The sequence below is a fragment of the Pseudomonas sp. genome (assembly GCF_030696055.1).
GTDB lineage: Bacteria > Pseudomonadota > Gammaproteobacteria > Pseudomonadales > Pseudomonadaceae > Aquipseudomonas.
This window is the reverse complement of sequence record NZ_JAUYNP010000019.1, coordinates 1-14509: the sequence shown is the minus strand read 5'-3', so window position 1 is coordinate 14509 and position 14509 is coordinate 1. Positions and strand designations below refer to the sequence as shown.

General features: G+C 63.3%; 12 protein-coding genes. 7 read left to right on the top strand and 5 right to left on the bottom strand.

From position 1 onward, the window contains the following. Together Q8Q83_RS01180 and rluB are read left to right on the top strand one after the other, a co-directional pair. The coding region (locus Q8Q83_RS01180; protein WP_305620406.1) for an SMC-Scp complex subunit ScpB at positions 1 to 423 on the top strand (423 nt) is incomplete at its 5' end. 221 nt (positions 424 to 644) lie between these two features. Beyond that, positions 645 to 1853, top strand: a complete 1209-nt coding sequence (gene rluB / locus Q8Q83_RS01175) for a 23S rRNA pseudouridine(2605) synthase RluB (RefSeq protein WP_305620404.1) — start codon at positions 645 to 647, stop codon at positions 1851 to 1853. Positions 1854 to 2061: 208 nt separating this feature from the next. Here rluB and Q8Q83_RS01170 read toward each other — a convergent pair whose 3' ends face one another. The 5 genes from Q8Q83_RS01170 to Q8Q83_RS01150 all read right to left on the bottom strand — a co-directional run bounded on the left by Q8Q83_RS01170 (position 2062) and on the right by Q8Q83_RS01150 (position 7045). After that, positions 2062 to 2988: a GGDEF domain-containing protein gene (locus tag Q8Q83_RS01170; protein ID WP_305620402.1), complete on the bottom strand. Its 927-nt coding sequence runs from the start codon at positions 2986 to 2988 to the stop codon at positions 2062 to 2064. Positions 2989 to 3332: 344 nt separating this feature from the next. Continuing rightward, positions 3333 to 4073, bottom strand: coding sequence for a YciK family oxidoreductase (locus Q8Q83_RS01165; RefSeq protein WP_305620400.1), 741 nt, complete (start codon positions 4071 to 4073; stop codon positions 3333 to 3335). Positions 4074 to 4178: 105 nt separating this feature from the next. Further along, a complete protein-coding gene (mupP, locus tag Q8Q83_RS01160; RefSeq protein WP_305620399.1) occupies positions 4179 to 4850 on the bottom strand; it encodes an N-acetylmuramic acid 6-phosphate phosphatase MupP in 672 nt (223 codons plus the stop codon). After that, positions 4850 to 5548, bottom strand: coding sequence for a bifunctional 2-polyprenyl-6-hydroxyphenol methylase/3-demethylubiquinol 3-O-methyltransferase UbiG (gene ubiG / locus Q8Q83_RS01155; RefSeq protein ID WP_305620397.1), 699 nt, complete (start codon positions 5546 to 5548; stop codon positions 4850 to 4852). Before ubiG ends, mupP begins: the two co-directional genes overlap by 1 nt. Before the next feature lie 177 nt (positions 5549 to 5725). After that, on the bottom strand, positions 5726 to 7045 hold the full coding sequence (locus Q8Q83_RS01150; RefSeq protein WP_305620395.1) for a TRZ/ATZ family hydrolase: 1320 nt from the start codon (positions 7043 to 7045) through the stop codon (positions 5726 to 5728). Between the two features lie 148 nt (positions 7046 to 7193). On the opposite strand from Q8Q83_RS01150, the gene mtnA reads away from it, so the two are divergent. The 5 genes from mtnA to hisC all read left to right on the top strand — a co-directional run. Then, on the top strand, positions 7194 to 8270 hold the full coding sequence (gene mtnA / locus Q8Q83_RS01145) for an S-methyl-5-thioribose-1-phosphate isomerase (protein WP_305620393.1): 1077 nt from the start codon (positions 7194 to 7196) through the stop codon (positions 8268 to 8270). 152 nt (positions 8271 to 8422) lie between these two features. Next, positions 8423 to 11194 carry a DNA gyrase subunit A gene (gyrA, locus tag Q8Q83_RS01140; protein WP_305620391.1) on the top strand — a complete coding sequence of 924 codons (2772 nt, stop codon included), beginning with the start codon at positions 8423 to 8425 and terminating at the stop codon, positions 11192 to 11194. A 94-nt stretch (positions 11195 to 11288) separates the two neighbouring features. Then, positions 11289 to 12374, top strand: coding sequence for a 3-phosphoserine/phosphohydroxythreonine transaminase (gene serC, locus Q8Q83_RS01135; RefSeq protein WP_305620390.1), 1086 nt, complete (start codon positions 11289 to 11291; stop codon positions 12372 to 12374). After that, on the top strand, positions 12374 to 13468 hold the full coding sequence (pheA, locus tag Q8Q83_RS01130) for a prephenate dehydratase (RefSeq protein ID WP_305620388.1): 1095 nt from the start codon (positions 12374 to 12376) through the stop codon (positions 13466 to 13468). The genes serC and pheA overlap by 1 nt, the downstream gene beginning before the upstream one ends. 91 nt (positions 13469 to 13559) lie before the next feature. Further along, a partial coding sequence (gene hisC / locus Q8Q83_RS01125; RefSeq protein ID WP_305620386.1) for a histidinol-phosphate transaminase occupies positions 13560 to 14509 on the top strand: 950 nt, incomplete at its 3' end.

The following is a 14509-nucleotide window of genomic DNA, read 5'->3' as shown; positions in this document are numbered from 1 at the left end:
GTCAACAGCCATATCGTCAAGACCCTGTTGGAGCGCGAGTGGATTCGTGTGGTCGGTTACCGCGATGTGCCGGGCAAACCGGCAATGTTCGCCACCACGCGGTTGTTTCTCGATCACTTCAACCTGAAAAACCTCGACGAGCTGCCGACATTGGCGGCGCTGCGCGAGCTGGAACCCGAGCCGGTGCTGGCCTTCGACGATGAACTGGAGGCCCCGCCAAGCCTGCAGGCGCGCGCCGACCTGGCCCTGGTCGATGAGCCTGTCGAGGCGGGTGAGGAAACCAGCTTCAGCAGCCTGCTGGCCGAGCTGGATTCGATGGAGCAGGGCTTGAAAACCGATTTCGATGATCTGGCAGCGCGTGATGATCCAGTCGAAGCCGATGCCGAACAGTCGAATGAATCGGAATTGCCCCCTCATAGGTAGCCCGGATGCAATCCGGGGGGGTTCCCGTGAATCGTCCCGGATTGCATCCGGGCTACGGGTAACAGGCTAGCGCGGATGGGCCGATTGTCGTAAAGGCTGACGGCTGTTCGTCTGCCGGCTAGCCTCAAGCCGTGCTAATAGGCCGCGTTTCGCGTATGCTCCGCGGCCCTTCGACGACCCTAGGTCGTCCATCACCAGAGAAAACACCGGGAGGTGCCCAGATGAGTGAATCCGAAGAATACAGCCCCGCAGGCGAAAAGCTGCAGAAAGTCATGGCGCGCATGGGCCTGGCTTCACGCCGCGAAATCGAAGCCTGGATCAGTGCCGGCCGGGTCAAGGTCAACGGCGCAGTGGCCAGCCTGGGCATGCGGGTCGACCTGCATGACGCCATTGCCGTCGATGGCAAGGTGATCCGCCGCGAAGAAGCCGCCGAGAGCGTGCGTCGCGTCATTATCTATAACAAGCCCGAAGGCGAGATCTGCACCCGTGACGACCCGGAAGGTCGCCCGACCGTGTTCGACCGCCTGCCACGGCCGAAAGAAGGCCGCTGGATCAATATCGGCCGCCTCGACATCAACACCACCGGCCTGCTGATGTTCACCACCGACGGTGAACTGGCCAACCGTTTGATGCACCCCTCCTACCAGATGGACCGTGAGTACGCCGTGCGCGTGCGCGGTGAAGTCGACGACGAGATGATCGAACGCCTGAAAGCCGGGGTGATGCTCGAAGACGGCCCGGCCAAGTTCACCGACATCAAGGAAGCGCCGGGCGGCGAAGGCTTCAACCATTGGTACCACTGCGTGGTGATGGAAGGCCGTAACCGCGAAGTGCGCCGCCTGTGGGAGTCCCAGGGCCTGGTGGTCAGCCGCCTGAAGCGCGTGCGTTTCGGTCCGGTATTTATCACCTCGGACCTGACCATGGGCCGCTGGCGCGAAATGAGCCAGCGCGAAGTGGATATTCTCAGCGAAGAAGTCGGCCTCAAGCCGATCGCCTTGCCGGATATGAAGGAAAAGACCCGCGACAAGATCGATCGCCTGCAGCGCAAATCGGCCAAGCCGGTGGGTCGCGCCGAGCGTCCGACACGGACCTTGCGCCCGGCCCATGGCGTGGCGGAAGGTGATCAGGGTCGTGCCCGCGCACCGCGCGCCGAAGGTGCCGAGCGTGGCGAGCGCCCCGTGCGCACGCCGCGTGCTGACTCGGGCCGCAGCGAGCAGGGGCGTGGTCAGGCCGGCAAAGGCACGCCGGTGGCCGAGCGTCCGCGTGACGTCAACAAGAAGCGTCCGGCCAAGCCGGCGGCCAAGCGTCCTGGCGTGGAGCTGGCCGATCGTCCGGCGCGCAAGCCGGCCGGTGCGCCAGTCAAGCGGCGCAGCCAGCCAACCAGCGAAGGTCAGCGCCCGGGCTTCGGTCGTGGCCGCAAGCCTGAGTAATAGGCTGCGCTAGATGTGAAAAAGGCGACCCTAGGGTCGCCTTTTTTATGGCCTGCCATCCATGGCGGCCACCCTGCGGGCCGTCGCTGCGCGACGTTAAAAATTTCTCCCGGTCATTTTTATGGCCTGCCATCCGTGGCGGCCCCCTTCGGGCCGTCGCTGCGCGACGTTAAAAATTGCTCCAGGCAATTTTTTCTGGCTGTTGCGTTTAGCCGGCCATGGACAGGCGGTTACGGCCTTCGCGCTTGGATACATAGAGGGCGCTGTCGGCGCGGCGCAGCAGGCTTTCCATGGACTCGCCTGGCAACAGGCTGGCGCAGCCGAGGCTGACGGACAGCTCGATGGCGCGGTTTTCCACCAGGTACTGGATGCCCATGACCGCCATGCGCAGGCGCTCGCCGACCATGGAGGCGGCTTCGCGGCTGGTGTTGGACAGCAGCACCATAAATTCTTCGCCGCCGTAGCGGAACACCATGTCGACGTTGCGCAGGCTGTCTTTCAATGCCGTGGCGACTGCCTTGAGCGCCTCATCGCCAATGCTGTGGCCGTGGCTGTCGTTGATCTGCTTGAAGTGGTCGATATCGACCATCAGCACCGACAGCGGCTGCAGGCTGCGCCGGGCGATGTCGACCTCGCGCTTGAGGGTCTGGCTCATGGCGACGCGGTTGCCGGTTTCGGTCAGGGGGTCGCGCAATGCGCTCTGCAAGGCCGCGCGGTAGAGCAGGGCGTTACGCAGCGGGAACAGCAGGCTGGCCAGTAGGGATTCGAGCTGGCCAAGCTCGTCTTCGCTGAAGCGCTGGTTGCGGCGGAAGGTCAGTTCACCGAGGTATTCGCCGGCATGGCTCAAGCGGTAGCCGGCCGAATGGTTGCCGCGTTCGCCCAGGTCCAGGCGCAAGTCGCAGGAAGCCAGCTGGTAGCTCAGGGCGCCCAGTGGCACCAGGCGTTGCACTTCACGGTAGAACAGCTCGAGGATGCGCTCGGCTTCCAGGGAGGTCTGCAGCTGCAGGCTCAGTTGCTGACGCAGTTGCGCCAGGCTGACCGGCTTCAGTGATTTCTGGATGCGGCTGGCATAACCCAGGCGCTGTAGTTTGGCAGCGTCGAAGTCGATGGTATTGGACTGGTTGTGCGGGGCCATAAAGCTCTACCTCTTGCGCTATTCGCGTCGATATCAGGGGTAGAGCGAATTCCGTGCCAATCTTTATATTGGCTGGAAAGTGCTTTTATTTCATAGGGTTGCCGCTATGCGCCGAGGGCGGGCGGCAAGCTTTTGCCGGTTAACTGGCGTGGCTGCTGGCAATTGGCTGCCAGTCAGCAAAATGGCCGTCGGAAAACCGGCGAAATCCTTAAAAGGTTGTTTAAGGTCTCGCGAGCTAGAGTCCTGCAAGGCAAAAACAGGCGAGGAAGCGGAGTGTACTTTTGTACATGAGCATTCCGAGCCTGTTTTTAACGCCGCAGGGCCGACGCGCAGCAGACCGTGAGTTATTGCGCGTCAAATGCCTGACCATTGACGCCTATGCTGTCTGGACCCATCAGGTACAGGTAGACCGGCATGATCGCCTCGGGCAGCGGGTTGTTCGCCGGGTTCTCGCCCGGGTAGGCCTGGGCGCGCATGTCGGTGCGGGTCGCGCCCGGGTTGACGCTGTTGGCGCGCACGTTGGCGATGCCGTCGACCTCATCGGCCAATACCTGCATCAAACCCTCGGTGGCGAACTTGGACACCGCATAGGCGCCCCAGTAAGCCCGGCCCTTGCGCCCGACGCTGCTGGAGGTGAATACCACCGAGGCGTCGGCCGAGAGCTTGAGCAGCGGCAGCAGGGTGCTGGTGAGCATAAACATGGCGTTGACGTTGACCTGCATCACGCGCATGAAGTTGTCGCCGGACAGCTGCTCCAGCGGCGTGCGCGGGCCGATGATCGAGGCGTTGTGCAGCAGGCCGTCGAGTTTGCCGAACTCGTTTTCGATCATCGCCGCCAGTTCGTCGTACTGGTGCGGCAGGGCGGTTTCCAGGTTGAACGGGATCACCGCCGCTTGCGGATGACCGGCGGCCTCGATGGCGTCATACACCTGGCTGAGGTTTGCTTCGCTCTTGCCCAGCAGCAGCACCGTCGCGCCATGGGCGGCGAAGGTTTTCGCGGCAGCCGCGCCAATCCCGCGGCCGGCGCCGGTGACCAGGATCACCCGGCCTTTAAGCAGTTCGGGACGGACGGAATAGTCAAACATGGGAGGCTCCTCCGGAGAGCTGCAAGCCTCAAGCGGCAAGCATCAAGTTAAAAGCAAAAGAGTTGGGGCAGGCTTTTGGCCGCATACCGGCTTGCAGCTGCTGCGTCAGCAATCGCCCAGCGTCTGGTCGAGCACGGTGCGCAGCTCCAGCGGGTGGTCGACCACCAGGTCGGCGCCCCAGTTGCGCGGATTGTCCTGCGGGTGGATATAGCCGTAGGTGACCGCCGCGGTCTTGCAGCCGGCGGCGCGGCCGGCCTCGATATCGCGCTCATCGTCACCGATAAACAAGGTCTCGCCGGGCTGCACGCCAATCTGGGCGCAGGCCAGCAGAAGCATCTCCGGGTCGGGCTTGCTGCGGCTGACGTGGTCCGGGCAGACCAGCACCGCCGAGCGGCTGGCCAGGCCGAGTTGCTGCATGATCGGCTCGGCGTAACGCAGCGGCTTATTGGTCGCCACGCCCCAGATCAGCTGGGCCTGTTCGATATCGGCCAGCAGGGCCTCGATGCCATCGAACGGGCGAGTCAGCACGGCGCAGTGCTCCTGATAGCGCTCGAGGAATTCCAGGCGCAAGGCCTCGAAGCCCTCGGCCTCCGGGTCCATGGCGAAGGTGCAGGCGACCATGGCGCGGGCTCCGCCGGAGACCTGGTCGCGGATCAGCTTGTCGGCAATAGGCGGCAGGTCGCGTTCGGCACGCATGGCCTGGCAGATGGCGATAAAGTCCGGCGCACTGTCGAGCAAGGTGCCGTCCATATCGAATAGAACCGCGCGCAAACGCATCAGACCTCCTTGAGTGTCTGGAGCATATAGTTGACCTCGACATCCGCTTCCAGCTTGTAGCGCTTGGTCAGCGGGTTGTAGGTCAGACCGATGATGTCCTTGACCAGCAGGCCGGCCTCGCGGCTCCAGGCGCCCAGCTCGGAGGGGCGGATAAACTTCTTGAAGTCATGGGTGCCGCGCGGCAGCAAACGCATCAGGTACTCGGCGCCGATAATGGCGAACAGGTAGGCCTTGGGGTTGCGGTTGATGGTGGAGAAGAACACCTGGCCACCGGGCTTGACCAGGTTGTAGCAGGCGCGGATCACCGAAGCCGGATCCGGCACGTGTTCGAGCATTTCCAGGCAGGTGACCACATCGAACTGCCCGGGCATTTCCGCGGCCAGGGCTTCGGCGGTGATCTGCCGGTAGTCCACCGTCACCCCGGACTCCAGCTGATGCAGCTGGGCCACGGTCAGCGGCGCTTCGCCCATATCGATGCCGGTCACGGTCGCGCCGCGTTGGGCCATGGATTCGCTGAGAATGCCGCCGCCGCAGCCGACGTCGAGTACCTTCTTGCCGGCCAGGCCGACGCGTTCGTCGATCCAGTTGACCCGCAGCGGGTTGATGTCATGCAGTGGCTTGAACTCGCTTTCCCGGTCCCACCAGCGGTGGGCGAGGGCTTCGAATTTGGCGATTTCGGCGTGATCGACGTTGCTCATATAAATCCCTGATTCAGGCTGCGGCGCGAAGCGCTTATGTTGCCAGCTTAGCGCTGTGGCGTGGGCGGCTGTTGGCGAGGCAATGTATGTCAGTTTGTCGCAGTGCTTGGTGTAGCCCGGATGCAATCCGGGAAATGGCCTTGTAACGCCTATCCCGGATTTCATCCGGGCTACGGGTTATCTGGCGGCGATCTTCGCGCCCCAGGCGCGGGCATTGGCGATGATCCGCGCCTCGTCCAGGCGGGTCAGCTGGCCGCCATCCAGCAGCTGCTTGCCGCCGACCCAGAGGTGCTCGACGCAGGCCCGGCCGCCGGCATAAATCAGCTGCGACACCGGGTCGTAGACAGGTTGCTGGGCCAGGCCGGAGAGGTCGAATACCGCCAGGTCGGCGGCTTTGCCCAGCTCCAATGAGCCGATCTGCTCGTCCAGGCCGAGGGCGCGGGCGCCATTCAGGGTGGCCATGCGCAGGGCGCTATGGGCGTTCAGGGCGGTGGCCGAGCCGGCGACGGCCTTGGCCAGCAGGGCGGCGGTGCGGGTCTCGCCGAGCAGGTCGAGATCGTTATTGCTCGCCGCGCCATCGGTGCCTATGGCCACGTTGACCCCGGCCTGCCAGAGCTTTTCCACCGGGCAGAAGCCACTGGCCAGTTTCAGGTTGGATTCCGGGCAGTGGATCACGCTGGTATTGCTGGCCACCAGCAGGGCCAGGTCTTCGTCGTCGATCTGGGTCATATGCACGGCCTGAAAGCGTGGGCCGAGCAAACCCAGGCGCGCCAGACGGGCCAATGGGCGTTCGCCGCGCTGCTCCAGGCTCTGCTGCACTTCGAAGGCGCTCTCGTGCACGTGCATATGAATGCCGGCGTCCAGCTCTTCGGCGAGCATGCGGATGGTTTCCAGCTTGTCGTCGCTGACCGTGTAGGGCGCATGGGGGCCGAAGGCGACGCCCAGGCGCGGGTGCTGCTTGAGGTCGTCGAACAGGCTCAGGCCCTTGCGCAGCGCCTCGTCGGCGTCACGGGCGCCGGGGATGGGAAAGTCCAGCACGGGGATGCAGATTTGCGCACGGATGCCGCTCTTGTGCACCAGCTCGCAGGCCATTTCCGGGAAGAAGTACATATCGGAGAAGCAACTGATGCCGCCCTTGAGCTGCTCGGCTATGGCCAGCTCGGTGCCGTCCTGGACGAACTGCTCGTCGACCCACTTGGCTTCGGCCGGCCAGATATGCTGTTCCAGCCAGGTCATCAGCGGCAGGTCGTCGGCCAGGCCGCGGAACAGGGTCATGGCCGCATGCCCGTGGGCGTTGACCAGGCCCGGCGTGAGCAGGCGCCCCGGCAGTTCGCGTATTTCCAGGGCGGCATGCTTGAGCGCCTCGGCGCGCGGGGCGATCAGCGCGATGCGCCCATCGCGAATACCCAGCCCATGCTCGTGCAATACCACGCCTGCGGGTTCCACCGGTACCAGCCAGGTCGGCAGCAGCAGGAGGTCTAAGGGGGCTTCGGGCATGGTGGCGCTTCCGGCGGTCAATAAAGTGGCGAGTTTATAGGGGAACGCCCTAGGCTTGAAGCTGCACACGCCTTAAGTGGCGGGCTGCTGGCGCGATGCGCGGGGCTGTGTGCGTATAATGGCCGGCTTTTTCCGGTGGAGGTGTGTGATGCGCGAGCAGTTGCTAGCGGCAGAGAAGGTTACGGCCATTGCATGGCGCGATGGTGCTCTGCATCTGCTCGATCAGCGCGTGCTGCCTTTCGAGGAAAGCTGGCGCAGCTATCACACCGCGGCGGATGTGGCCGAGGCCATTCGCCGCATGGTGGTACGCGGCGCGCCGGCTATTGGGATTGCCGCGGCCTATGCCGTGGTGTTGGCCGTGCGTGCGCGCTTGGCCGCGGGGGGCGATTGGCGCGCGGCGTTGCAGGAGGATTTTGCCCTACTGGCCGCTACGCGCCCGACCGCGGTCAATCTGTTCTGGGCGTTGAATCGCATGCGTGATCGTCTGGACCGCCTGAAAGAACGCGATGACCCACTGGCAGTGATGGAAGCCGAAGCCGTGGGCATTCACCAGAGCGATCGCGAAGCCAACCTGACCATGGCCCAGCTCGGCGTCGAGCTGATCCGCAAGCATCAGGGCAACCTGCAAAACCTGCTCACCCACTGCAATGCCGGGGCCCTGGCCACCGGCGGTTTCGGCACGGCCCTGGGGGTGATTCGCGCGGCGCATCTGGAGGGCTTGGTCGGGCGGGTGTATGCCGACGAAACCCGGCCCTGGCTGCAAGGCTCGCGCCTGACCGCCTGGGAGCTGGCTACCGATGGCATTCCGGTTACCGTGAGCGCCGATTCGGCCGCCGCGCACCTGATGAAGACCCGTGGCATCACCTGGGTCATAGTCGGGGCCGACCGCATCGCCGCCAATGGCGATGTGGCCAACAAGATCGGCACCTACCAGCTGGCGGTCAATGCCATGCACCACGGCGTGCGCTTTATGGTGGTGGCCCCCAGTTCGACCATCGACATGGCCATGGAACATGGCGACGATATCGTCCTCGAGGAGCGTGACGCCAGCGAGCTGCTCGAGCTGGGTGGCCAGCGCATGGCGGGCGGGGTGGAGGCATTCAATCCGGTGTTCGATGTGACGCCGGCGGATCTGATCGACTTTATCGTTACCGAAAAAGGCGTGATCGATCGACCCGATGCGGCGAAAATGGCGCAATTGATGTGCCGCAAGCGTTTGCATTGAAGCGGCAAGCTATACGCGTGCAAGCGGAAAAGCAGCTGCGTGGCTCTTGCTTGCAGCTTACGGCTTGCAGCTTGAGACTAGTCGCTTGTGTTACTATCCCGCGCTTCTCGCTGGACCTCGCATACTACTAAAGCAAAGGAACCTGGCTTCTTATGGGCGAACTGGCCAAAGAAATCCTCCCGGTCAATATTGAAGACGAACTCAAGCAGTCCTACCTCGATTACGCGATGAGCGTGATCGTTGGGCGCGCTCTGCCGGATGCACGCGATGGCTTGAAGCCCGTGCACCGCCGCGTGTTGTTTGCGATGAGCGAGTTGGGCAACGACTGGAACAAGGCATATAAGAAGTCCGCCCGTGTGGTCGGTGACGTGATCGGTAAGTATCACCCCCACGGTGATACCGCGGTGTACGACACCATCGTACGTATGGCCCAGCCATTCTCCCTGCGCTACCTGCTGGTCGACGGCCAAGGCAACTTCGGTTCGGTGGACGGCGATAACGCGGCCGCCATGCGTTACACCGAAGTGCGCATGACCAAGCTGGCCCACGAGCTGCTGGCCGACCTGCACAAAGAAACCGTGGACTGGGTGCCGAACTACGACGGCACCGAGATGATCCCGGCGGTCATGCCGACCAAGATCCCCAACCTGTTGGTCAACGGCTCCAGCGGTATCGCCGTGGGCATGGCCACCAATATTCCGCCGCACAACCTCACGGAAGTGATCAATGGCTGCCTGGCCCTGATCGATAACGGCGAGCTGACGGTCGATGAACTGATGCAGTACATCCCGGGCCCGGACTTCCCCACGGCGGCGATCATCAACGGTCGCGCCGGCATTATCGAGGCCTACCGCACCGGTCGCGGACGTATCTATATGCGGGCTCGCGCTATTATCGAAGACATCGATAAGGTCGGCGGTCGCCAGCAGATCATCGTCAGCGAGCTGCCGTACCAGCTGAACAAGGCGCGCCTGATCGAGAAGATCGCCGAGCTGGTCAAAGAGAAGAAACTCGAAGGCATCACCGAGCTGCGCGATGAGTCCGACAAGGACGGCATGCGCATCGTCATCGAGCTGCGCCGCGGCGAAGTGCCGGAAGTAGTGCTGAATAACCTCTACGCCCAGACCCAGATGCAGTGCGTGTTCGGCATCAACGTGGTTGCCCTGATCGACGGCCAGCCGAAAGTCCTCAACCTCAAGGACATGCTCGAAGCTTTTATTCTGCACCGCCGTGAAGTGGTCACCCGGCGTACCGTATTCGAGCTGCGCAAGGCGCGCGAGCGCGGGCACATCCTCGAAGGTCAGGCGGTTGCCCTGTCCAACATCGATCCGGTGATCGCCCTGATCAAGGCGTCGCCGACCCCGGCCGAAGCCAAGCTGGCGCTGATCGCCACCGCCTGGGAATCCAGCGCGGTTGAAACCATGGTCGAGCGTGCCGGCGCCGATGCCTGCCGCCCGGATGATCTGGAGCCGCAGTATGGTCTGCGCGACGGCAAGTACTTCCTCTCGCCGGACCAGGCCCAGGCCATCCTCGACCTGCGCCTGCACCGCCTGACCGGTCTGGAGCACGAGAAGCTGCTGGCCGAGTACCAGGAAATCCTCAACCAGATCGGCGAGCTGATCCGCATCCTCACCAGCGCCGTGCGCCTGATGGAAGTGATCCGCGAGGAGCTGGAAGCGGTCAAGGCCGAGTTCGGCGATGCCCGCCGCACCGAGATCCTGGATAACCGCCTGGACCTGACCCTGGCCGACCTGATCACCGAAGAGGAGCGGGTGGTCACCATCTCCCATGGTGGTTACGCCAAGTCGCAGCCGCTGACCGCCTACCAGGCCCAGCGTCGCGGCGGCAAAGGCAAGTCGGCTACCGGGGTCAAGGACGAGGACTATATCGAACACCTGTTGGTCGCCAACAGCCATTCCACCCTGTTGCTGTTCTCCAGCAAGGGTAAGGTGTACTGGCTGAAGACCTATGAGATTCCGGAGGCCTCCCGTGCCGCTCGCGGCCGTCCGCTGGTCAACCTGTTGCCGCTGGATGAGGGTGAACGCATCACCGCCATGCTCCAGGTCGACCTGGAAGCGCTGCGCCAGCAAGCGCCGGAAGGCGACGAGTCGGACGATATCGAAGGCGTGGTAGTCGAGCAGGACGAAGTCGAAGACCTGGCCGAAGGCGATGACGCCGACGATGCCGAGGGCGAAGACGAGCCGACCGGTGCCTATATCTTTATGGCCACCGCCAAGGGCACGGTGAAGAAGACCCCGTTGGTGCAATTCAGTCGTCCGCGTAGCTCGGGCCTGATTGCCCTGAAGCTGGATGAAGACGACACCCTGATCTCCGCGGCGGTGACTGACGGCGCCCGTGAAGTGATGATGTTCTCCGACGGCGGCAAGGTGATTCGCTTCAAGGAGAGCAAGGTACGCACCATGGGCCGTACCGCCCGCGGCGTGCGCGGTATGCGTCTGGCCGAAGGTCAGCAGATCATCTCCATGCTGATCCCTGAGGCCGAGGCGCAGATTCTCACCGCCTCCGAGCGTGGTTACGGCAAGCGCACCGCCATGGCCGAGTTCCCCCGGCGCGGTCGTGGCGGCCAGGGCGTGATCGCCATGGTCAGCAACGAGCGTAACGGCAAGCTGGTCGGCGCGGTACAGGTGCTCGACGCTGAGGAAATCATGCTGATTTCCGATCAGGGCACCCTGGTGCGTACTCGCGTCAGCGAAGTCTCCAGCCTGGGACGTAACACCCAGGGCGTGACCCTGATCAAGCTGGCCAAGGATGAAACCCTGGTCGGTCTGGAGCGGGTGCAGGAGCCTTCCGCCGAGGAAGACGACGAGCTGCTGGAAGGCGAAGAGGGTTTTGAGGCTGCAGTGGACGATGCCGTGGAAGCATCTGACAGCGGCGCCGACGAGAGCCCGGTCAGCGAAGAGTGATCTGTCAGGGCGGGGCTACCCGCCCGTGACGGCGTAGGATTTGGCGGCTGCTGGCGATGGCCAGCCCGCCCACCATTTTTGAGCGAGAGTGGATGTGAGCAAGCGAGCCTTTAACTTCTGCGCCGGCCCGGCCGCGCTTCCTGAAGCTGTTCTGCAACGCGCCCAAGCGGAGCTCCTCGATTGGCAGGGTAAAGGCCTGTCGGTGATGGAGATGAGCCACCGCAGCGACGAATACACCGCCATTGCCGAGAAGGCCGAGCAGGATCTGCGTGATCTGCTGGTCATCCCCAATGACTACAAGGTGCTGTTCCTGCAGGGCGGTGCCAGCCAGCAGTTCGCCGAGATTCCGCTCAACCTGCTGCCGGAAGACGGCGTCGCCGACTATATCGACACCGGCATCTGGTCGAAGAAAAGCATCGAAGAAGCCAGCCGCTTCGGCACTATCAATGTCGCCGCCAGCGCCAAGCCTTACGATTACTTCGCGATTCCCGGGCAGAACGAGTGGAAGCTGTCGAAAGACGCCGCTTACCTGCACTACGCCAGCAACGAAACCATCGGTGGCCTGCAGTTCGACTGGATTCCCGAAGTGGGCGACGTGCCGCTGGTGGCGGATATGTCCTCGGATATCCTCTCGCGTCCCATCGATGTGTCGAAATTCGGCCTGATCTATGCCGGCGCGCAGAAAAATATCGGCCCCAGCGGCCTGGTCGTCACCATAGTGCGCGAAGACCTGTTGGGCCGTGCGCGCAGCCACTGCCCGACCATGCTCAATTACAAGATCGCCGCCGATAACGGCTCGATGTACAACACCCCGGCGACTTTCTCCTGGTACCTGTCCGGCCTGGTGTTCGAGTGGCTGAAGGAGCAGGGCGGTGTCGAGGCCATGGAGCGTATCAACCGCGCCAAGAAGGACCTGCTGTACAAGGTCATCGACAGCAGCGAGTTGTACAGCAACCCGATCGCCCACAATGCCCGCTCCTGGATGAACGTGCCGTTCCGTCTGGCCGATGATCGTCTGGACAAGCCCTTCCTCGCCGGCGCCGATGCCCGTGGCCTGCTCAACCTCAAAGGCCACCGTTCGGTGGGCGGCATGCGCGCCTCCATCTATAACGCCGTGGGTCTGGATGCCGTGCAGGCGCTGGTCGCCTATATGGCCGAGTTCGAGAAGGAGCACGGCTGATGTCCGAACAGGAACTGCAGGCCCTGCGCCTGCGCATCGACAACCTCGATGAGAAGATTCTCGAGCTGATCAGCGACCGCGCGCGCTGCGCCGAAGAAGTGGCGCGGGTAAAGATGAAGGCCCTGCCGGCAGGCGAGAAACCCGTGTTCTACCGCCCCGAGCGCGAAGCTCAGGTGCTCAAGCGCGTCATGGAACGCAACCAGGGTCCGCTGGGCAACGAGGAAATGGCGCGGCTGTTCCGCGAAATCATGTCCTCCTGCCTGGCCCTGGAGAACCCGTTGAAGGTCGCCTACCTCGGCCCCGAGGGCACCTTCACCCAGGCAGCGGCGATGAAGCATTTCGGCCACGCGGTGATCAGCCAGCCGATGGCGGCGATCGACGAAGTGTTCCGTGAAGTGGCCGCCGGTGCGGTCAATTTCGGCGTGGTGCCGGTGGAGAATTCCACCGAAGGCGCGGTCAACCACACCCTGGACAGCTTCCTCGAACACGACATGGTCATCTGTGGCGAAGTCGAGCTGCGCATTCACCACCACCTGCTGGTCGGTGAAACCACCAAGACCGACAAGATCACCCGCATCTATTCCCACGCTCAGTCCCTGGCCCAGTGCCGCAAGTGGCTGGACTCGCATTACCCCAACGTCGAGCGGGTGGCGGTGTCGAGCAATGCCGATGCGGCCAAACGGGTGAAGAGCGAGTGGAACTCGGCGGCTATCGCCGGCGATATGGCGGCCAGCCTCTATGGCCTGACCAAGCTGGCGGAGAAGATCGAAGACCGTCCGGACAACTCCACGCGCTTCTTGATCATCGGCAGCCAGGAAGTGCCGCCGACCGGCGACGACAAGACCTCGATCATCGTCTCCATGCGCAACAAGCCGGGCGCGTTGCATGAGCTGTTGGTGCCATTCCACAGCAACGGCATCGACCTGACCCGCATCGAGACCCGCCCGTCGCGCAGCGGCAAGTGGACCTACGTGTTCTTTATCGACTTCGTCGGCCACCATCGCGATCCGCTGATCAAGGACGTGCTGGAAAAGATCAATCAGGAAGCCGTGGCGCTCAAGGTGCTGGGCTCCTATCCCAAAGCGGTACTTTAAAACTGCTGCGGCAAGCGCCAAGTCTCGAGCTTCAAGCGGATCGACGCCTGGCTGTACTTGGGGCTTGCGGCTTTAAGCTTGAGGCTTTGCTATGACCGATTTCCTCGCCCTGGCCCAACCAGGCGTACAGCAGCTATCGCCCTACGTGCCCGGCAAGCCGGTGGATGAATTGGCCCGTGAGCTGGATCTGGATCCGGCGAGCATCGTTAAGCTGGCCAGCAACGAAAACCCGCTGGGCCCCAGCCCCAAGGCGCTGGAAGCGATCCGCTTTGAGCTGGCCGAGCTGACCCGTTATCCCGATGGCAATGGCTTCGAGCTGAAAAGCCGCCTGGCCGCGCGTTGCGGCGTGCAGATCAGCCAGGTCACCCTGGGCAACGGCTCCAACGATATCCTCGACCTGGTCGCCCGTGCCTACCTGGCGCCGGGGCTGAATGCGGTATTCAGCGAATACGCCTTCGCCGTGTATCCGATCGCCACCCAGGCCGTGGGCGCCCAGGGCAAGGTGGTGCCGGCCAAGGACTATGGTCACGACCTCGAAGCCATGCTGGCCGCCATCGACGCCAATACCCGGGTGGTGTTTATCGCCAACCCGAACAACCCCACCGGTACTTGGTTTGGTCCGGACGCGCTGGAGCGCTTCCTCGCTCGCGTGCCAGGTAATGTGCTGGTGGTGCTGGATGAGGCCTATATCGAGTATGCCGAAGGCGACGAATTGCCGGATGGCCTGGAATATCTGGCTAAGCACGAGAATCTGCTGGTCTCGCGCACCTTCTCCAAGGCCTACGGCCTGGCGGCGTTGCGGGTCGGTTATGCCATCAGTTCGGCGCAGATCGCCGGCGTGCTCAATCGCGTGCGCCAGCCGTTCAACGTCAATAGCCTGGCCCTGGCCGCCGCCTGTGCGGCGCTGGAGGATGCCGAGTACCTGGCCAAAAGCCGTCCGGTCAATGATGCCGGCAGGGCGCAGCAGGAAGCCGGTTTGCGCGAGCTGGGCCTGAGCTGGATTCCCTCGAAAGGCAACTTTATCGCGGTGGATTTCGCTCG

Excerpts from the sequence above, each read along its gene's own strand:
- rluB (WP_305620404.1), top strand. The coding sequence starts at position 645 with ATGAGTGAATCCGAAGAATACAGCCCCGCAGGCGAAAAGCTGCAGAAA.
- Q8Q83_RS01170 (WP_305620402.1), bottom strand. The coding sequence starts at position 2,988 with ATGGCCCCGCACAACCAGTCCAATACCATCGACTTCGACGCTGCCAAA.
- Q8Q83_RS01165 (WP_305620400.1), bottom strand. The coding sequence starts at position 4,073 with ATGTTTGACTATTCCGTCCGTCCCGAACTGCTTAAAGGCCGGGTGATC.
- mupP (WP_305620399.1), bottom strand. The coding sequence starts at position 4,850 with ATGCGTTTGCGCGCGGTTCTATTCGATATGGACGGCACCTTGCTCGAC.
- ubiG (WP_305620397.1), bottom strand. The coding sequence starts at position 5,548 with ATGAGCAACGTCGATCACGCCGAAATCGCCAAATTCGAAGCCCTCGCC.
- Q8Q83_RS01150 (WP_305620395.1), bottom strand. The coding sequence starts at position 7,045 with ATGCCCGAAGCCCCCTTAGACCTCCTGCTGCTGCCGACCTGGCTGGTA.
- mtnA (WP_305620393.1), top strand. The coding sequence starts at position 7,194 with ATGCGCGAGCAGTTGCTAGCGGCAGAGAAGGTTACGGCCATTGCATGG.
- gyrA (WP_305620391.1), top strand. The coding sequence starts at position 8,423 with ATGGGCGAACTGGCCAAAGAAATCCTCCCGGTCAATATTGAAGACGAA.
- pheA (WP_305620388.1), top strand. The coding sequence starts at position 12,374 with ATGTCCGAACAGGAACTGCAGGCCCTGCGCCTGCGCATCGACAACCTC.